We start from the raw sequence: 18,167 nt of genomic DNA on the forward strand, positions 1-18,167 counted from the left end.
CTTGTCTCAGGACTTGACAAGCAGGTCAGCCTCCTTCTTCTCCGCTGCGGCGGTCACCCGCCGGCGCATGCGCAAGAGTGCCGCCTCGTGGAACTCCTTCTGGGCCGACTTGTCCATGTCGCCCTCCGGGGACTTCTCGGGGGCGAAATGGCCATACCTATCCGTCCCGCTCACCAGCAGTGGGGAGTCCGGCTTGCCGTCCTTTGGGCGGACGGACGTCGCCAGATAGTCGATGGCGAAGGTGACCCGGGGCTCGTCAGTTCGGTTGATCCCCGACCCGTGCACGACCAGCATGTTGTGGAGCGAGCACTGACCCGGGCTGAGCAGCACGTGGTGCTGGTCGAAGTCCTTTTCCGCGAAGGCCGCTTCGTCACCCCGCATCCGGCCGCCCAGGTGAGACGCGCGGTGATGGACCAAGATGCCCTGGCGGTGGGTTCCGGCTGCGAAGCGCATGGTGCCGTTCTCCACCGTCGTGGGGGTAAGCGCGAGCCAGCCCCGGAACGCGGCGACTTGGCCGTCGCCATCCAGATCGTAGGTAAGGGTGTCCTGGTGCCAGGCGAGGTCGGTCTCTCCCCGTGGCTCCTTGACGAACACACTTGTCCCCCACACCAAGACGTCGGGGCCGACGACGGTCCGCGCGATCTCCAGGAGACGGAGATGCCGCACGAGGCGATCCGCCCACGTCCACAGCAGGTGAACCTTGGGCCCGCCGGCCAAGACGGCTATCGGGCCACCCCGCTCCGCGCTGACCGCCATGTGGTGCAGCACCGCGTCGCGCAGCGCGTACGTCTCCTCCTCCTCGAGCACGTCGAGCGGAAAGAAAAAGCCGTCCTTGTGAAAGTCGACCTTCTGCTGGGGAGTCAGACCCGGCACCTTCATCACCTCTCGTCCAATCGTTGGAGCAGTCGCTGTACCGCTTCGATGGACGTGGATTTGTTCACGGGTCACGCCGACGTTTCGACACGACTCCGGGCGTCGCACGGTCGTGCGAGGCGATGTTCACGGCTTCGGAAGGCACTTCTGCCCCGAGGCGTGGTGGTCGGCAACGGTGCGGCCACGACCGGCTGTCTACGCCCGTAGCCAGCGCCTTTGGTCTTCATCTGGTGACCGCAGACGCTTGGCCCAGAGCGCCGCCTTCCGGGCGTTCGCGGCGCCTTCCGAAAAGGATTTCGCGAGCCATTCGTAAGCGGGGGGTGCATCGATCATCTAAATGGACAGTGATCGCGGGCGCAATCAAATTTCCATTCAATGTGACGTAGATCACTGCGGAGTAGTTTATTCCGTAATCGGCTGGCAGGGAATTTGACAAAACAAGCCAGAGGGGAGGGTGATTTAAGCCTCAGGGGTCCTGCGGTGCACCTCGCGAGGAACGCTGCTTCACTGGCTCTTTGTTCGTGGATTCAATAACTCCATTTCTGTTTACTAAGGACCTCCCTTTTAATTTTCCCGCATTACGCGCGCCCCGATTGACCTGTTTGTCCGTTTCTATTTCGGGCATACTGTCGCGAAAGGAATCGCTGAATTGGTGGGTGAATCCCATATTCCGCATTCTGATGTTGGATCGATCCTTGACGATTCGGCGCGGTCGATCTAGCGTTCACATCAGCACCACGGGGTTATACGCACCACTGGAATCGGTTTACGACCAGCGGGAGACACGTGTTAGTGCGCTTAGTGACTGAATGTCCGAATGTTTTACGAAGTGGCAGTGGAGTATTTCCTTCCGCCTCTGAACGACCGCTCGTGATAGTCCGAGGGGATCCGCCTGCTGCTGCGGCGGACCTCGGGTGAGAGTTTCCTTCCGCCGGCGCCTTGCCGGGCACAGGAGTCCACTCCGTGCGCGCAGCGGTCAGGCGCTCTGGTACGAACCGCGCGAGGAACCCGTCTCTCCCGCCGGTTACCCTCAGTCCTCCTTCCTGGAGCAGGCGCCCACCACGCGCTGACTCCCCACATCCGTGATGCGTGCCGAACGTGCCAGAAGTCGGATCACAGTCGTGCGGAATGGATTCAATCAAGCAGAACACGGCATTCCGTCCCGCTCGCTGATCCAACCGAACGCACGGGGAGTGCATCACTTTGTCCGGGGTGGTTATCGGCATTCCGGAAATTCCCCCGGCACAACCCGCATCCTCATTTGAGGTGCGTTGAAATCAACACTGGAGGTATCGCCATGGAGAACACCACTGAGCTGGCCGTCGAGGACATCTTGTCCACCCTGCTGGACGACGAGACGGCCGGCGACCTGGCCGAGCTGGAGATCGACCCGTCGCAGATGCCGGTCGCCAAGAGCTCGGTCGTCTGGACGGTCACCGCCCACTGCTGACCGGACCCTGATCGACTCGCTGGTGTGCGGCGACGGGCGGTATTGCCCGTCGCCGCACACCAGCGGCACACCGGAGAAAGGTCCTGCCCCGATGCGATCACCCGCCCCGCCACCGGCCCTCGCCCCGCCGTCACCCGCCGCCGCACCGGCCGTCGGCAAACTGCGGCCCACCGAGACCGAAGTGGCGCAATGGGCCGCCGGCCTGCGAGTACCCCCGCGTACGGCTATCGCTCCGGCTGTCGTTAGCACCCGCCTGGGGCGGCCCGTGCTCAAACACGTGCCAGGGCCCCGGCTGGATCTGCGCGTACAGGACGGCAGCGAGCCCGACGGATGCCTGGCGGCAACGGGACGCGCGCTGGCCGCGCTCCACGGCGCACCGCCGCCCGGACGGGACGCGGTCACCGTCGAATCACCGCCGTGGGGCGCGCTCCCGGTACGCCTGTGGGCCGGGCTCTCCTCGGTGCAGCGCGGACTGGTCGGCGCCTTCCACGGCGACGCCGAGCTGCGCGAACGCGGCAGGCGGACCCGCGACCACCTCGCACGACCGGCCGTGTGGTGCCATGGTGACGCCCGCACCAACAACGTCGTCGTCACACCTGACGGCCTCCCTCTCCTGATCGACTGGGAGTGCGCCGGCCTCGGGCAGCCGGAGACGGACCTGGGATCGTTGTGCAGCGCACTGCTCATGGACAGCCTCTCGGCGTCCTCGTCCCCCAGCGGACCGCAGGCGCGGGCCGCTCTCTCCGCCGCCATGACGCGCGGCACCGTCCTTGTCCGCTCCGCCCTGACGGGATATCGCGAGGGCGGCGGACAGGAACTCGACAAGGAAATGCTGGCTTCCGCCGTCGGCTGCGGACTACTGGCGCGGGCTTTCATGCGTGCCTCCATGACGAGCCGCGACCGTATCGTCTCGGCACTCTACGAAATAGGCCGGGGGCTTCTGCTCGACCCCGCTCGCTGGGAGGTTCTCGATGGACGCGCGTGACCACCGGAACCTCGACAAAATCCGGCGGGGCATCAGTGGATTACTGAGTTCCCACGGCACGAGAGGGAACCTCACGGTCTCGCGCCGTGAAGACCTGATCGAGAAAGTTTACAGTGCGGTGCACGCACGGCAGCCGAATCTGCAGAGCGCGTTCTCCTCCAACCGGGCAGAGTTGTCTGAATTCAGCGGAATGGCCCTACAGAGCCTGTCGGGCCTGACGGTCGAGATCCGGGGGTTCTCGTTCCTGAACCGGACAGCGGAGCTCGTGACGGTCCGCTGCCCGGACGGCATCGAAGTCGCCGTCCCGGCCGCCGATACCGACGTGTCTGATTCCGGTGACGCGACCCTGAGGGTCAGCCCGCTGAACACCCCCATGGATTCGCGGTGGTTGCACTGGAATCCGCCCGGCCGATTCACGGAGAAGCCGGACGCTCGCGTGTACGTGAATGTGCGCGCCGACGAAGCCATGACCGTGTGGTGCGCCCTCGTCCGGGCGTTGGAGGGCGCCGCGGTGCCCTTCTCGACCAAGATCGGCGGCTCGACGGAGATGCTGGGCCGCGCAGACGGCGTCGTTGTGTACAGTGCGGCCCGCGACGTCCACCGGATCCTCAACTGCCTGGACGGCCTCGGAGCCGCCGACTGCCTGCGCGGCCCCGTCCCCGGCTTCAGCGCCATGGCGACGGACGGCATCGGCGTCGCGCTCGACCCCGAGCCGTCCGGTGGAGCGCTGTCGGGCAGCGTCGGCTACTACTGGTCGCGCGCCGTGGTCGAGAAGTGGACCGCGTCGGGGGACGAAGGCCTGGAAGCGGTGTTCGCGCGGCTCACGGCGTCGTGGGCCGACGCCCGACGCGCCATCGACGCCGCACGCGCGGCGGACGAGGCCCGGGTATGAGCCACGAGACCGACGCCGTAGGGACGCCTGGCCCCGAGACGTCCGCAGCTGGGACCGCTGCCTTCGAAGCCCCCACCGCCGAGGAGGCCCCCGCCTCCGAACTGCCCGCCACCCTCGGGGTGAAGCGCGTTCTCGTCGTCGGCACCGGCGCCATCTCGGTCTGCCACCTGCCCGCCTTCGTCACCTTGCTGCGGCACCACTTCGAGGCCGACACAGCGGTCTGCCTGACCCGGTCCGCCCGCGAGATGGTGTCTCCCCGCGCGCTGGAAGTGGTCTCGGGCCGCCCGGTGATCGCCCCCGACTGGTCGGGGGATAGCGGACCCTCCCACGTCAGCTGGGCGGACTGGGCCGAGGCCGTGATCGTCTGGCCCGCCACTTTGAACTTCATGTCCCGGTGCGCCTTCGGCCTGGCCGACAGCCTGCCGTCCGCCATCGTGCTGTCCACCTGCGCGCCCGTCATCTTCGCCCCGTCGGTGGCCGAAGCGGCCGTCCGCGGCGGCCCGTTCCGGCGTGCGGTGCGACTGCTTACCCAGGACGGCCACGGTCTCGTCGGCCCCGTCGTCGGCCACTCCGTCTCGAACTGGGAGATGACCCCGGGAGCCTGCGCCCCTGCGGACAAGGTGCTGCGCGCCCTGGCCGATCTGGTCACTCGGTCCGCGCCGCCCGCGACGGACCCGCCGCACCCCGCCCACTCACTCCCGCATCCGAAAGGAACACGATGACCGGCCAGAAGCGTCGCCTGTTGCCCAGTGAGCTCACCGTCCGTCCCGCCACCGTCGGCGACCAGTCGCTGCTCGACACGTTCATCTCCAACGAGCGCATCGCGGAGATGGCCGAGTCCGGATTCACCGCGAGTGACGAAAACACCCGCACCCAGGTGCTCCCCCTGATTGAGCAGGGGCTGATCAAGGGTTGGTTCGTCGAACTCCCGGGCCACGGAGCCCTGTCCGTCCAGATCTACGCGCCGACCGGGACCCCCGGCGTCTGGAGCGGGGACACGATCAACGCTCCGGACGTCGACGGCCTCCCGTTCCGCTGGATCGGCACCGCCTGTATGGCGGTGACACTCGACGCGCTCTTCGCCGACGAAGAGGTCTACCGCCTCTGCGGACATGTCGCGGTCACCAACCCCCCGTCCCTGGCCATGTGCGACCGGTTGGGCTTCACCCGCGAGGGGATCGCCCGCGAGCACATGCCCGTGGGGCCGGGACGCCGGGCCGACGCCGTAGTCATGGGCATGCTCCGCCGCGAATGGCAGGGAGCGGCCACGTTGGAGAAGCTGGCGACCGCCTGATGGCCGCGCCCGCCCGTGGCCCGGCGGCCACCGGGGTGGTCGGCGGACTCCTCGAACAGGTCTGGACCCAGGGGCGCGTGGACCTGATACCGGAATTCATCCACGCCGACTACGTACTGCTCGACGAGCGCGCCGAGCTGCGGATGCGCGGCCGCGAGGAGTTCGCCCAGGACGTGCTCACGTACCGGGCACTGCTGGCGGACATCACCATGCGCGCCACCCACGTCGTCCATGAGGGTGACATGGTCGTGTACCGCTGGGAACTGATCGGGCGGCTGAACGACATCCAACAGTTAGGACCCGGCCTGCGAATCGTCATCCGCGACATCCCCGATGTGGGGCTGATCAGCGTGCGGGGCATCAACATCGCCCGGCTGTCGGGCGGGCTGCTGATCGAGGAGACGTGTGAGACGGACGTGGCGTCCCTGGGTCAGCAGATGGGGTGGTGGAAATGACCACCGCAGCGCGTACCGGAGCGAGCACCGGCCCGGACGGGGGATCCGGCCTGGGCGTCGTCGCCCTGGCCTCCTACCTGCCAGGTGAACCGGTGACCAACGATTCGGTCGGTGCCGCCATCGGCGTCGACCTCAAGTGGATCCAGGACCGCATCGGGATCCGCACGCGGCACCACGCCGCACCGCACGAGCACACGTCCGACCTCGCCACCCGCGTCGCCCGGCGCGTCGCGGAGCACTCGCCGGTCGGCCCCGACCTGATCGTGCTTGCCACCGTCACCCCCGACCGCCCGGTGCCGGCCACCGCCTGTCTCGTCCAGGACCGGCTGGGCCTACCAGGGACCCCAGCGCTGGACATCAACGCCGCCTGTGCCGGATTCATCTACGCCCTGGTCACGGCGGCGGGCACGGTTGCCGTCGGCGCCGCACGGACCCCGCTGGTGATCGGCGCGGACGTCTTCACGCGATTCGTGGACCCCACCGACCGCCGCACCGCGCCGCTGTTCGGCGACGGCGCCGGGGCGGTCCAGCTCGGCCCTGTTCCCGAGGGCTACGGCATACTCGCGACCGAACTGTGGGCCGACGGCTCGCAGGCCTCCTACGCCACCGTGCCCCCGGCGGGCGAGGGCTGGTTCGAGATGAACGGCCGCGGCGTGAGCGAAGTCGTCCTGGAAATGGGCCCCAAGGTGCTCGGCACCGCCCTGACCAAGGCTGGGATCCGGTTGGACCAGCTCAACCGGGTCATCGTGCACCAGGCCAATCCGCGCCTCGTCGGGACCCTGGCGGAGTCCGTCGGACTCGACGACCGCATCGTCCCGCGCTACGGAGTCCAGACCGGCAACACCGCTGCCGCCTCCATCCCCATCGCGCTGGTAATGGCGCATGAGGAACAGCCCTTCCGGCGGGGCGACCTGGTGGCACTGGTGGCCGTGGGCGCCGGGATGACCGCGGGCGCGGCCGTACTGCGCTGGTACTGACACCGGGACCGAGGCCGCTACCGGGACCGCATCGGAAAACGAGGAAGTGCACATGAGAGTTCTGGTTGTTGACGAGGAACAGGGCGCGCCACCGGACCACTGGTCGGCCATCGCGGAGCACACAGTCCGGGGACGAGCGCTGCGCTTCGGCCTGGCGGAGGCGGCCGACACTGCTTTCGACCCGGCGGCCGACCACAACCGCGAGTACGTACTGGCGCGCGTACGGGCCTTCTCACTGAACTACCGCGACACTGCCCTGGCCCTGGGCGAGCACGCCGAGGGAACCCATGACCGGGGCCGGGGCTTCGGCTCCGACTTCGTCGCGGAGGTCGCCGCCACCGGCTCCGCCGTACGCGGACTGCGTCCGGGGGACCGGGTGATCCCGTCGATGGACTGGCCGCCGCGCCCCGGCGACACCGTCTCGGCGGGCGTGGTGACCAACACCGCCTCGCGCGAACTGCAGCGGGTCCACCACTCCCGGCTGGTTCCCGTCCCGACTGCGATGAGCGACGCGCAGGCGGCGTCGTTCTCGATCGGTGCCCAGACGGCGTACGCGATGCTGCGCCGGGCCGAGGTGGGCCGGGACACCACCGTGCTGGTGACCGCCGCCACCTCGATGACCAGCCTGTTTGCCATCAGCGCAGCCTGCGGGCGCGGCGCACGGGTCTACTGCCTGTCGCGCAGCGGACGCGGCGCGGACCTGCTGGCGGAGCTGGGGGTGGTGCGGTCCTTCGACCCCAACGACCCCGCCGACCTGAAGGACCTCGCCAGGCTGGCCCGCCAGATCCGTGGATTCGACGCGGTCGTCGACCCGTTCTGCGACGCCTACGTCCTGACCGCCGTGAAGCTGATCGGCTTTAACGGCCACTACGTGACGTGCCGGCTGATGGGCGGTCCCCACGACGAGATGGCCGGTACCGACACGCCGGGCGGGCACTGGCTGTCGATGCTGACCAGCCTCGTCTCGAAGAACGCCACGATCCACGGCCAGTGCCTCGGGGTGCGCGCGGACCTGGAGGCGGCGCTGGGCGACTGGGACGCGGACCGACTGAGGGTGGTCGTCGACTCGGAGTTCTCCGGCGCCGACATCGGCCCGTTCGTCCGCAGGACCTTCGACCCCGCGCGGCTGGGCAAGGCGGCGTACGTGTTTGGCGACCGCGATCACGACGAGTACCCCGAGCGCGACGATACTACGAAGGGTGCGTGACCTGACATGCCGGACCTCGCCGATGACCTGTTCGGTCCCTTCGTGGGCATCCACGCCCTGAACCTGCCCGAGACCCGGTTGACACCGCCCTTCGAAGGAGTGCTCGGGGCTTTTTACACCAAGCTCGTCACCCAGGCACAGGACGACAGCGCATGGTTCGCGGAGCACACCGGGACCGGGCCCGCCGACACGCTGGAACTGTGCTGCGGAGGCGGGCGGTCGGTGCTCGAACTCGCCCGGCGCGGCCACCGCGTCACCGGCGTGGACCTGTCCCTCACCCAGCTGACTGCCGCCCGGACAATGACCGCCGCAGCCGACGAGGAGACCGCCGGGCGGATCACCTGGCTGCACGCGGACGTTACCGGACTGGACCTCGGCCGGAGCTACGACAATATCGTCATCGGCGGGCTCAGCCTGACACTGTTCGACGGCCCTGCGCGCGAAGCCCTTCTGCAAGTGGTGCGCGGCCATCTGCGGCCCGGCGGACGGCTGCTGTTCGACCACACCCCGGCCCTGGACCAAGAGCGGGCGACCGAACGGGTGCTGAGCTGCCCGGTACGACTGCGGGAGCGCTCGGGCTTCGTCCTGGTCGGCTCCCGGCGGGACGCCGCCGCACGTACCCAGTACACCAACATGTACGCGGAACTCGTCGCCCCCGACGGACACACCCGGCGCTTCCTGACCGGATTCCGGTTCCGCCTCGACGGCCCGGCCGAACTCGCGGCCGAGCTGGCGGAGTACGGATTCGTGTTGAAGGAGACCGAGCGGATTACCACTGGCCATGACGACGGCACGGACACGCCCTTCATGGCACGAGACTTCGTCGTGGCGGAGCGGGTCCGGTGACCTCCGCCCCTGAAACTGCCACCGCACCCCGCGCGGCGCAGCTCGCCGCGGAACTGCGCCGCCGGGCCGACTGGGACCAGGACGTGCGCCGGACGCCGGGGAAGTCGGCCGCCGACGTGGCGCGCTGGATGGCCGTGGACGCGGAGAACCAGCAGTGGATCTGGCGGGTGCTGCGCGAACACGGATGGCCCGGCCACCGGCTGGTCGGTGAACAGGGGTCGGACGACGCTGCCCTGCTGGTCCAGCACGCCGACCGCGACCGGCCCCTGCAGCGCTACGGCCTCGAACTCCTCATCGAGGCCGTGGACGCCGGTGACGCGACTGCCTCGCACGTCGCCTACCTGATCGACCGCATCCACCTGCACGCGGGCGTGCCCACGCGCTACGGCACGCAGTACGCGCGCGCCGAGGACGGCCGCTACCGGATGCTTCCGGTGGAGGAGCCCGGCGGACTCGACGCCCGGCGCGCCCAGCTGGGCATACCCCCGGTCGCCGAATTCGAACGGCAGCTGCGGGAACTGCACGCGGGCACCGAGATGCTCGAGGAGTACCAGTGACGGACCGGACGCCGAGACTTGCCCCGCGGCAGATCCCCGCCTACCGCGAGAACGGATTCGTCTCCCCTGTGGACGTTCTGCCACCGGACGGGACAACGGCGCTTCGTGAGGCGGTCCTGCGGTACCTCGCCGACTCGCACCGACGGGCGGCGTGGCCGCCGCGTTGGCCAACGGCCCGAAAATCCACCTGCTGCGGTCATGGGCGGACCGGCTGGTCCGGCACCCCCGCCTGCTGGAGATCGCCACGAGCCTGCTCGGGCCGGACGTCCTCGTCTGGAGCACCAGCATCTTCGTGGAGCCCGGCGGGGACACCGACCTGGCCTGGCACCAGGACGCCCTCACCCACGAGCTGGACGACGGCGACCTCGCGGCGTTCCGGGTCCGGCTCGCCCTCACACCGACCTCACCGGAGAACGGCACGATGCGCTTCGCCGCCCGTACCCACCGCGACGGCGTCCTGCGCCACCACCGCGCCGGGCACGCGGCCGGCCGGTTACGCGGCGAGGCAGCCGACTTCGACGCGTCCGCCACCGAGCGGCACGATGTCGTGCCGCGCCCCGGCCAGTGCTCTCTGCGCAACATGCTGGTGGTGCACGGCTTCGGACTGAACCGCACTGACGAGCCCCGAGTGGACGCGGTCATACTGGAGCGGTTCTACGGTGCCGTACGCGTGCACCTGGAACGCCTCCTGTCGGCCTCGCAGTCCAACGTGGCTACAGGGCAGTTGGTTCGGGAACCCGCCCATGGAGCCGGAACGCATGGGTGAGCGGGATCGTTTTCACTCCGCGTGGCTCTTTCCCGCGGTTCGCCCCCGCGGAACGGCCCGCGTGGCACGCTTTCTGTAGGGCACCCAGACGTGAGGTGGAGAACATGCGACACGACCAGGCCGCTCCGGACTGCATGGTGATCACCGCACACGGGCTGAACTGGACCAAGGCCGCACGCGCGCTGTGGCTGGCACCGGGCGCGGGCAAACGCGCCGCGGACCCGGGATCGATCCCCTACCAGAGCAGTGTCACGACGCAGGTGGTCCTGATCACGCTCTCGTCGGTGGTTGAGATCGCCCTGGTCGACTTCCTGCTCTCCGCGGCCTGGGCGAGAGTGCTCGCCTTAGCAGTCGGGCTGCTAGCCCTGATTGTGATCCTGGCGTTGGTCGTCGCACTGCGCGCGTTTCCCCACCGGGTGGAGAAGGGCACCTTGACGGTCCACTACGGGGCGACCTTCGAGGTGCCCGTCCCGCTGGACCGCGTGACGAAGGTGACCGAACGCCGCTCCCTGAGCGGCCAGAAGCGCACGGCAGAGGTCGCGGACGGCGTCCTGTCGGTGCCGATGATGGGCGTCACCAACCTGGCGGTGACCCTGGATCCGCCGGTGGAGATGACACTGCCGAAGGCCGATACCGCCACGGTACGCGAGATCCGCCTCTTCGCCATCGACCCCGTGTCGGGCACCCGGACACTGCGCGGCGGCGGACGGCCCGAGACCACGTCCTCCGAACGGAGCGACATCCCTGCAGCCGCAGCCCCGGCACGAACGGGCACACCGCACAACACACCCCGGTGGATGCGGTGGCTGCGCTGGACCGGCGTGCTGGTGCTGCTCGCCGAGATCGTCCTGGTCACCACGGGCCTACTCGACTGGCGAATCGCGGCCGGCATCCTCGTCGTGACCGAGGGTGCCCTCGCGGTCCTCGGCCTCATCGCCGGGGCGGCCTTCATCAGTCAGTACCGCCGCCTGCGGGCCGCGGGCGAGACCCGGGCCGACTCCTTCAGCGACGCCCTGTTCTCCCTGATGCCCGAGCCCATGGCCGCGATGGTCCGCAGAGAACTGAGCGTCGTGCGAGTGCTGACGCTCGTCCTGCTGCGCCGGACCGAACGGCCCCGCCCCGGCGACCTGCCGCTGTCCTACGGCAGCGCGTCCCGCAAGGCCCTGGTCGGCACGGCAGCGCTACTCCTGGTAGCGGGCGTGTCCGCACTGTTGAGCCTCGCCTCAGGGGTGCCGCGCATCGTGCTGGGCGTCGTCCTGCTCTACGCCGCCCTGTTGACGGCCACCATGGGCCTGGCCGCCGGGGTGCGTCCGCACCTGCTGCGCGCCGACGGCCTGGTCGTACGGTGGGGCCTGCACCACGAGTTGGAGATCCCGCTGGCGACGGTGCGCTCGATCACGCTGGAACAGCCCGCGCGGGGGCGGCCGAAGGACGACATCACGTCCGACCGGTTCACGGTCCCCGCGTCCGGCCGGGAGCAGGTGGCGGTCGTGTGCGAGGAGCCGGTCGAGGTGCCGGCCCGGTGGGGCGCGCGACGACCGGCGCAGACGATCGTGGTTCCCGTGGACGACTCCAAGGCAGTGCTGGCCTACATCACGCGGCCGGCGGGAGCCTGAACTCGCCCTCTCCCGCCACCACCGTGTCAGGGACAGCATGCAGGCCGACATCGTGCTCAGCTTGTCCTACCTTCCAAGTGCGATCTCTCGGTTTTGGGACAGTGGGTGAGTGGCAGTGGGCTTCGGTGTGTTGCTGCTGGTCAGTGGTGGTTGAGGGGGTTGGGGTCGCTGTTCTGGACGCGAGGTTTCCGAGGGTGTAGCTGTTCTGGGGGCGTTGTTGCATGAGGGGTGACGCTGTCTCAGTTTGGTGAGTTCTGATCCGCTGGCCGATGGGTGTTGGTGTGCTCAGGGGTGTGGACCAGGAGAGCAGGACCTGGCCCCGGAAGGGGTGGGTGGTGACGCGAGTGGGGCTTTGCCGGCTGCGTCGGTTCGGGCGTTGCGGGGACCGGCGGTGCGTCGTCTGCTGGCCCTGCGGCGGGAGGGAAAGCTCACCACGGGGCAGGTGAGGTCAGCGGCGGACGTGCTCGGGGTGCGGGAGCGCGCGGTGTGGCGGTGGCTGGCGGCCGCCGAGCGGGACGAGGCTGTGGCGCGGGCGCCGGGGGAGCGGGGCGCGTATCACGGGCGGTTCACGGTTACGGATGAGGTCCGGGCTCTGCTGGCCTTGTGGAAGGGGAACGTCGCGGCGGTCCACCGTGAGCTGATCGCTCGCGCGGCCAGGGGCGAGGGACAGCCGCCTCCGTCGATTCCGACGCTGCACCGGGCGATCCGGCGTGATCTGACGCCGGGAGAGCGGGCGGCGCGCAGGCACGATGTGTTCCTGGCCCGGCCGCGGGGCTGGCGCAACCAGGCATGGGAGACCGACCACATGCAGGCGCCGGTGCTGGTCGATGTCGAGGGCAAGGCCCGCAGGCCATGGATCACCCGGTTCACCGACTGCGCTACCAACGCGATCACCGGCGTCGCCGTCACGCCCGGGCATCCATCGCGGGAATCGGTACTGGCCGCGCTGCGCTCCGCAGTCCTCCGCGAGGACCCCTACGGCCCGTTCGGCGGCCTGCCCGAGTAGGTACGTGTCGACCGCGGCAAGGACTTCCTGTCCCGAACGGTGACGGCCGCGTTCGATCTCTTGGACGTGACGGTGGAGGACCTGCCCGCCTACACCCTCACCTCAAGGGCACCGTGGAGGGGCTGAACCGGGCGGTGGAGAGCATGTTCCTGGCCGCGCTGCCCGGCTATGCCCGCCAGCCGCGCCCCGGCAAACGCGTCTCCCGCCCGAACGACGAAGTGCTGCTCGGCTTCGAGGACTTCACCACCCAGCTTCTGGCCTGGACGCTCTGGTGGAACACCGAGCACCGCCCCGCACCTCTGCGTGGCAGGACCCCGCTTGAGGCGTGGCAGGACGATCCCACCCCGCTGCGGGACGTGGCCGCGACGGATCTGTGGACGTTCACCCTCGAGGACGACGGCCGCCCACGGAAGCTGACCAGCCACGGCGTGCGGTGGCGCGGGCGCACCTACATCGCCCCGTGGATGACCGGCCAGGGCGGCATCCAGGTCCAGGTCCGTTTCATGCCTCACCATGATCACCGTATCGAGGTTGTGAGGTCTCATCGGGCTTGCGGTTGTTGTGCGCCTCTGGCCTGCGGTGCTGCAGGTAGGTTGCGACGTGCTTTGGACCTTATGGGGGCCGTATGAGCTGCCGTAATGCAGGTTGGATGAGACTGCCGCAGATGCAGTGAGAATGCTTAGGTCAATCACGCGCTTCCCCGGTTGGTATGTTCTGCGTTTTATGCGGCGGCTCCCTTACGGGCCGCGCCAGGTAGGGTCCGGAGCAGCTCGTGCCGGTATGGAGTGTGCGGTCAGGACCGAACTCGCGTCTGGACCGCGAGCTTCGAGACGTTCATCTTGGGCGAGGACGGCAAAGTCGACATCCAAGAGGTCAACGTCTCGCGCATGTCCCGCTGAGAACCGAAGACCTGCCCTTTCCCCGTCTACCCGCGCGTGGTGGTGGTGGGGGGGCTCGGCACAGAGCATGGTTCATCGAATGGGCATCCAGGACCTCGACGAGAAGCACCGCATGGGGCTCGACTATGGCTACAACCCTCGCCTCTGCGCCCGGACGCCGACCCAGAGCCGAACCGACCGGCCAAGCTCAGATCGGTCCGGCGGATTGAGGCGCTGGAGCCGCGCTCCTTCGCGGACGAAAGCCGTGCCGTCGACGGCGAAGCCTCCAGCGCGGTGGGCGCTGCGTGCCTCAGAGTCGCCAGGGAACGGGCGAATGTGCCGACGACACGCTTGGTCTGGCTCCGAGATTTCTGCTCATAGGGGTGGCTTTTTGTGTCGTGAGAGGAGCTCGGTGAAGAACTCTTCCAGGAGCTGTTTGCCGCCCGGTTCGGTCAGTTCCCCCGCCGAAGCGGTAGATCTCAAGGACGAACCATCGCGGTGTCAGTGCCGCCTGCGAAGGTGACCCATGTAGTGCCACGACCAAACTGGCGTTGCACAGACGTAGATCGCATGCTGAGGAAGGTGAGCTGAACTGTTAGCAGTCTCAGGTTGGTTGTCGGAGCGGTCCTGGGTGCTCACGCCTTCCGGCGCCTCTCCACTGTGGCGTCTTGTAGGGAAGACGGTCTTCGTTGCGCGCGCGGACGCCTATGGCTTCGTCGAGGTTGAGGTGTCATCCGCGCATGTGGCACCGATGCGCCCGGTAAGTTTGAGCAGTGGCTGGTGCTTGACGGCCTCGCCGGGCACTGTGCTGGCTGCAGGTGCCGTGCGCCCAGACGAAGCGCAGGCACCGCGCCGTCGTCGCGGGGTCGAGGCTCACCAGCGACGTCCGGTGGGCAAGTTCACTGCCCCCGCGCCTGTGCAGATTGCCACCCTTAACCCGTCAGCTTGGGTAGGGCTGGGCATCCCTATGTCAGTTGAGTGGTCCGGGGAAGGCGATGAGCGTGACGGCTACCTGGTGGGCCATCTCATCGGAGACGGCCACTTCACGCGCACCACAGCGGACCTCAACGTGTGGGGCGAGACCGATGGACCCCGCCAAGTCAGGCAGTACATCGCCGCGTGCGCACAGGATTTTCCCCACCGCTCCGATGCCAGCGGGTGGACCTACCTTGCCGAGCACGGCAAGTGGAGGTATCGGCTACCTGTGTCCGGCCTGGAGATGGTGCTCAGCTACGGAGTCGCCCCCGGCCGCAAAACACTGGGACGGCTGTGCGAGGAGGGCGTCTCACCGCTGTTCCTCGCAGGGTTGCTGAAGGCCGTGTTCGACTGTGACGGGCACGTCGAAGGGCACCCCGGCACCGCAGGCGTCAGTATCCGGCTGTCCCAGTCGAACCACGACATGCTGCTGCGCGTGCAACGGATGCTGGCCTGGCTGGGCATCAGGTCGCGGCTGCGCAGGATGCACCCGGCCCGCCGTCACCCAATGCCCGACGGGCGCGGCGGGACACACCTGTACGAGGCGAAGGAATCCTGGCGCCTGATCATTTCCGGTGCCGATACGTGTATCTATATGAACTCCATCGGGTTTGCCGACTCGGACAAGGCCGGCAAGTACTTCTCCGCGACCGCGGGCCACACCTTCTACAAGAAGCCCTACCAGGACCGTGTGGTCTCGATAGGTGACACATGCCAGGGATGGGGAGTGACGCTGGAGGCCTCGGATCCTGCCTGGATCGCCGTCGACGGCGTAGCCGTCGCGCTGCGCCCGGGCTCGAGGCCAAGTCCCGCGCCCGCCACATCGCGCCGCGCCCCGTCCCGTGCGGACTGTGACGAGGAGGTGGTGACGCCACACCAACTGGCACAGGAACACATCTCAGGCCAGAACGTCACTGCCCTGGCCATGAAGCACTGCCTACCCCAGACCGAGATACGGGCCCGTCTGGAGCGCGCTGGACAGAAGGAAATCACGGGTAAGGAATTGGCACCCAACGCGGTGCGTGACCTTCCGCCGCAAGAACTGGAAGGCCTCTATGCGCGCTACGAGACCCACGAACTGGTGCAGCAGCTCGGTGTGCGGCCGGATCAGGTACGCGACGCCCTACAGCGTGCTGGCATCGAGCGACGCGGCCCTGGCCAGCGACTCGGGCTCGAACGGTTCGTCACCCCGGAAGAGCTCAGGCGACAATATGCCAACGCCTCCCTCCACGAGCTGGCCCGCAAGTACGGCGTGAGTGCGTCGACAATCCGCAACTACTTGATCCGCTGGCACATCAGCAGACGAGGTACTGGCCTGAAGGTCAAGCGGCCGTAGCTCGACAGCGAGTTGCAGAGAGGTGCGGGCAATTGGAAGTCCGTCCCGGCCGGCCACGATGGAGTAAGCGCAAGCCAGGCGATAGCCAGATTATCCCGGTATGGCCTTCCCTATTCAGTGACGCGATGAGCACAGGCACCGGGGGAGCTTGGACCCCCGCGCGGTGGGCGCGAAAGTTGCCGTGGTGTCCTCAGTAGCGTCCTGAGCATGCCTCGAAGTGAACCCAGTAAGGCTGATCGGGAGTTGATCCAGCATGCCCGCGCGCAGGGCTATGAGGTCAGCGCGAGTCAGCTTGAGCGATGGCGTCGGCGCGGCCTGCTGCCGCAACCGACGCGTGTCTACCAAGGCCGGCACGGTACCGCGTCGGTCTACCCGGACGGGACGAGTGACCTCGTCTGTGCACTCGCCCGACACAGTGTCCCGGGACGGAGGAGCGACGACCTGGCGCTTCTGGCGTTCTTCGACGGCGCCGATGTTCCCGAAACCGCACTCAAACTGGCGATCGCACGCACGTACTTCAATAGCCGCCTCCGCCACGAAAACGCGATCACCCAGGCCGCGGCACGTGTTCCCGAGGGATGGGAGTCAGTGCTCGGCAAGGACTACGAGGCGGCGGAAGCCGAGGCCCGGACCGAGCTGGCCAAGGGAGGACGGGCGGTGCGCCAGATGAGGATCAACCTACGCCGCCTTCCGGACCTCGCCGGTGCTCCGCAGCGAGAGGTCGACGAGCGGCTTCTCGGCGTCCTAGTGGGACTGAACAGGTCACGCTTGCCTGAGGACGACCACGAGTTCATGGCTGACCTATCAGCAGCGTTGGCCTTCGACTGCGCCCAGGACGACGATGACATCTTTGCCGTATGGGAGCACGCGGCCATCTCTCACTCGTCGCAGATGGCCCGCTATGAGGAGACCTCTCTTGAAGAGCGTTTCGATCTGCTCCTAGAGACGAGCCGGGAAGAGCTTCGTGGCCTCAGGGAAGAGGTACGGACAGCCGTCGACCAGATGTGGCACCGGGCGACCGGGGGCCTGGAGCCTGAAGCAGACCTTTCCCGCCCCACTATGGCCCGGAACTCAGCCGGCATGCTGATGGAGTGGATGAGCGCACGACAAGTCCAACCAGGGAAATTCTCTCTGGCCGACCGCTATTTTCTGAGTCTTGGCCATCTCAAGCTGTGCTGCCTTGCCGCCGAGCGCAGCGCGGGCGGGACATGGCAGCCCCCCGTCGGGGAGGGCCGTGCGGGATTCATCGCCCGCACCACGGGATCCCGGCACGGAACCTGAGTGGCGACCACCCGCCGGTTAGCTGCCGTACACGCTGCTGCAGCGTCACGATGCAGAACCAGACAACCCCGAGCGGATGCCCGAGAGCGCGCACAGTCGAGTTCAGGCGGCTATGAGGTTGTCAGGAGCGCCGAAGACACGACTGAATGCCGAGGCGCGCATGGCGGGGACGAGGAGGTCGAGGTTGACGAAGACGTAGTAGAGGGGAAGTTGGGCCCAGGCGACGAGCTGGAGGTGGGCGGTGACGGCGGCCCGTTCGACGACGTGACGCCGGCTGGTCTGGCTGGTCGTGCGGCTCTTGCAGTCGATCAAAACGACCCGTCGCCCTTGTGCGGCGAGGAGGTCGGGTGTCGCGGCCCTCGTCCATGGCGATCATGGAGGTCAGGTACTCGAACCTGGTACACGCCTCGAGGTGGCCATGGTCGCTGGGTTCGACCAGCCGGAAGGGCTCACGCAGTTCGCCCTTCAGCCAGTGACTCTGCGGGTAGAGGTAGCCGTTGCCCTGCTTCTGGCAGTACAGGTCGTTGAGGCCCTCGCGCTCGATAACACGGTTGGGGTTGAGGTACGACACCGGCTGCTGCTGCTGCGGTTGTCTCTAGCCGAGGCGGGCTCATACCGGGTAGGCTAGGAGGTTGGCCAGCAGCTCTTCGCGGCGGTTCAGGACGGCCGCGACCTCTATCGTCCAGGTCGCCATGAGTGTCGGCAGGTGCCGCAGCTTCTCCAGGTACTCGTTGTGCGGGCTTGGTGTGGTGTTGCGCAGACGGCCCAGGGGG

At 68.0% G+C, this 18,167-nt stretch carries 18 protein-coding genes; 16 read left to right on the forward strand and 2 right to left on the reverse strand.

The annotated features are described in order from the left end of the window. Window positions 1–6: 6 nt before the first annotated feature. Window positions 7–873, reverse strand: coding sequence for a phytanoyl-CoA dioxygenase family protein (locus tag IG54_RS0121440; RefSeq protein ID WP_158708899.1), 867 nt, complete (start codon window positions 871–873; stop codon window positions 7–9). Window positions 874–2,170: 1,297 nt separating this feature from the next. Here IG54_RS0121440 and IG54_RS42105 point away from each other — a divergent pair. The 16 genes from IG54_RS42105 (at window position 2,171) to IG54_RS0121520 (ending at window position 17,394) form a co-directional block, all read left to right on the forward strand. After that, the gene (locus tag IG54_RS42105) at window positions 2,171–2,323 is read left to right on the forward strand and encodes a hypothetical protein (RefSeq protein WP_158708900.1); all 153 of its coding nucleotides are present in this window, start codon (window positions 2,171–2,173) and stop codon (window positions 2,321–2,323) included. 91 nt (window positions 2,324–2,414) lie between these two features. After that, window positions 2,415–3,308 carry a phosphotransferase family protein gene (locus IG54_RS0121450; RefSeq protein ID WP_078594336.1) on the forward strand — a complete coding sequence of 298 codons (894 nt, stop codon included), beginning with the start codon at window positions 2,415–2,417 and terminating at the stop codon, window positions 3,306–3,308. Further along, complete coding sequence (locus tag IG54_RS0121455; RefSeq protein ID WP_125517096.1) at window positions 3,295–4,200, forward strand: T3SS effector HopA1 family protein; 906 nt, start codon at window positions 3,295–3,297, stop codon at window positions 4,198–4,200. The genes IG54_RS0121450 and IG54_RS0121455 overlap by 14 nt, the downstream gene beginning before the upstream one ends. Continuing rightward, complete coding sequence (locus IG54_RS0121460; protein ID WP_051819764.1) at window positions 4,197–4,922, forward strand: flavoprotein; 726 nt, start codon at window positions 4,197–4,199, stop codon at window positions 4,920–4,922. The genes IG54_RS0121455 and IG54_RS0121460 overlap by 4 nt, the downstream gene beginning before the upstream one ends. After that, the gene (locus IG54_RS39330; RefSeq protein ID WP_030786714.1) at window positions 4,919–5,494 is read left to right on the forward strand and encodes a GNAT family N-acetyltransferase; all 576 of its coding nucleotides are present in this window, start codon (window positions 4,919–4,921) and stop codon (window positions 5,492–5,494) included. Before IG54_RS0121460 ends, IG54_RS39330 begins: the two co-directional genes overlap by 4 nt. Continuing rightward, window positions 5,494–5,949, forward strand: coding sequence for an ester cyclase (locus IG54_RS0121470; RefSeq protein ID WP_030786716.1), 456 nt, complete (start codon window positions 5,494–5,496; stop codon window positions 5,947–5,949). Before IG54_RS39330 ends, IG54_RS0121470 begins: the two co-directional genes overlap by 1 nt. After that, complete coding sequence (locus IG54_RS0121475) at window positions 5,946–6,926, forward strand: 3-oxoacyl-ACP synthase III family protein (protein WP_078594340.1); 981 nt, start codon at window positions 5,946–5,948, stop codon at window positions 6,924–6,926. The genes IG54_RS0121470 and IG54_RS0121475 overlap by 4 nt, the downstream gene beginning before the upstream one ends. A 52-nt stretch (window positions 6,927–6,978) precedes the next feature. Then, on the forward strand, window positions 6,979–8,133 hold the full coding sequence (locus IG54_RS0121480; protein ID WP_030786722.1) for a quinone oxidoreductase family protein: 1,155 nt from the start codon (window positions 6,979–6,981) through the stop codon (window positions 8,131–8,133). A gap of 6 nt (window positions 8,134–8,139) precedes the next feature. After that, window positions 8,140–8,979: an SAM-dependent methyltransferase gene (locus IG54_RS39335; RefSeq protein WP_051819766.1), complete on the forward strand. Its 840-nt coding sequence runs from the start codon at window positions 8,140–8,142 to the stop codon at window positions 8,977–8,979. Continuing rightward, entirely contained in the window at window positions 8,976–9,536 is a 561-nt protein-coding gene (locus IG54_RS0121490; protein ID WP_051819769.1) for a DUF6624 domain-containing protein, read from the forward strand. Before IG54_RS39335 ends, IG54_RS0121490 begins: the two co-directional genes overlap by 4 nt. Window positions 9,537–9,687: 151 nt before the next feature. Continuing rightward, window positions 9,688–10,302, forward strand: coding sequence for a phytanoyl-CoA dioxygenase family protein (locus IG54_RS0121495; protein ID WP_030786729.1), 615 nt, complete (start codon window positions 9,688–9,690; stop codon window positions 10,300–10,302). A gap of 104 nt (window positions 10,303–10,406) precedes the next feature. After that, on the forward strand, window positions 10,407–11,918 hold the full coding sequence (locus IG54_RS0121500; RefSeq protein WP_158708901.1) for a hypothetical protein: 1,512 nt from the start codon (window positions 10,407–10,409) through the stop codon (window positions 11,916–11,918). Between the two features lie 391 nt (window positions 11,919–12,309). Next, window positions 12,310–12,924, forward strand: a complete 615-nt coding sequence (locus IG54_RS42985; RefSeq protein ID WP_234336294.1) for a hypothetical protein — start codon at window positions 12,310–12,312, stop codon at window positions 12,922–12,924. Window positions 12,925–13,067: 143 nt separating this feature from the next. Then, window positions 13,068–13,553, forward strand: a complete 486-nt coding sequence (locus IG54_RS42990; RefSeq protein WP_234336300.1) for a Mu transposase C-terminal domain-containing protein — start codon at window positions 13,068–13,070, stop codon at window positions 13,551–13,553. 1,138 nt (window positions 13,554–14,691) lie between these two features. Then, entirely contained in the window at window positions 14,692–16,113 is a 1,422-nt protein-coding gene (locus IG54_RS0121515; RefSeq protein ID WP_158708902.1) for an LAGLIDADG family homing endonuclease, read from the forward strand. Window positions 16,114–16,320: 207 nt separating this feature from the next. Then, entirely contained in the window at window positions 16,321–17,394 is a 1,074-nt protein-coding gene (locus tag IG54_RS0121520; protein WP_158708903.1) for a hypothetical protein, read from the forward strand. A gap of 102 nt (window positions 17,395–17,496) precedes the next feature. On the opposite strand, the gene IG54_RS38150 is transcribed toward IG54_RS0121520, so the two are convergent. Continuing rightward, entirely contained in the window at window positions 17,497–17,706 is a 210-nt protein-coding gene (locus IG54_RS38150; protein ID WP_037897514.1) for a hypothetical protein, read from the reverse strand. Between the last annotated feature and the right edge of the window lie 461 nt (window positions 17,707–18,167).

The organism is Streptomyces sp. NRRL S-920 (genome assembly GCF_000717945.1).
Lineage (GTDB): Bacteria > Actinomycetota > Actinomycetes > Streptomycetales > Streptomycetaceae > Streptomyces > Streptomyces alboniger.

Coding starts and splice junctions, on each gene's coding strand:
- IG54_RS42105 (WP_158708900.1), top strand. CDS start 2,171: ATGGAGAACACCACTGAGCTGGCCGTCGAGGACATCTTGTCCACCCTG.
- IG54_RS0121450 (WP_078594336.1), top strand. CDS start 2,415: ATGCGATCACCCGCCCCGCCACCGGCCCTCGCCCCGCCGTCACCCGCC.
- IG54_RS0121455 (WP_125517096.1), top strand. CDS start 3,295: ATGGACGCGCGTGACCACCGGAACCTCGACAAAATCCGGCGGGGCATC.
- IG54_RS0121460 (WP_051819764.1), top strand. CDS start 4,197: ATGAGCCACGAGACCGACGCCGTAGGGACGCCTGGCCCCGAGACGTCC.
- IG54_RS39330 (WP_030786714.1), top strand. CDS start 4,919: ATGACCGGCCAGAAGCGTCGCCTGTTGCCCAGTGAGCTCACCGTCCGT.
- IG54_RS0121470 (WP_030786716.1), top strand. CDS start 5,494: ATGGCCGCGCCCGCCCGTGGCCCGGCGGCCACCGGGGTGGTCGGCGGA.
- IG54_RS0121475 (WP_078594340.1), top strand. CDS start 5,946: ATGACCACCGCAGCGCGTACCGGAGCGAGCACCGGCCCGGACGGGGGA.
- IG54_RS0121480 (WP_030786722.1), top strand. CDS start 6,979: ATGAGAGTTCTGGTTGTTGACGAGGAACAGGGCGCGCCACCGGACCAC.
- IG54_RS39335 (WP_051819766.1), top strand. CDS start 8,140: ATGCCGGACCTCGCCGATGACCTGTTCGGTCCCTTCGTGGGCATCCAC.
- IG54_RS0121500 (WP_158708901.1), top strand. CDS start 10,407: ATGCGACACGACCAGGCCGCTCCGGACTGCATGGTGATCACCGCACAC.
- IG54_RS42990 (WP_234336300.1), top strand. CDS start 13,068: ATGTTCCTGGCCGCGCTGCCCGGCTATGCCCGCCAGCCGCGCCCCGGC.
- IG54_RS0121520 (WP_158708903.1), top strand. CDS start 16,321: ATGCCTCGAAGTGAACCCAGTAAGGCTGATCGGGAGTTGATCCAGCAT.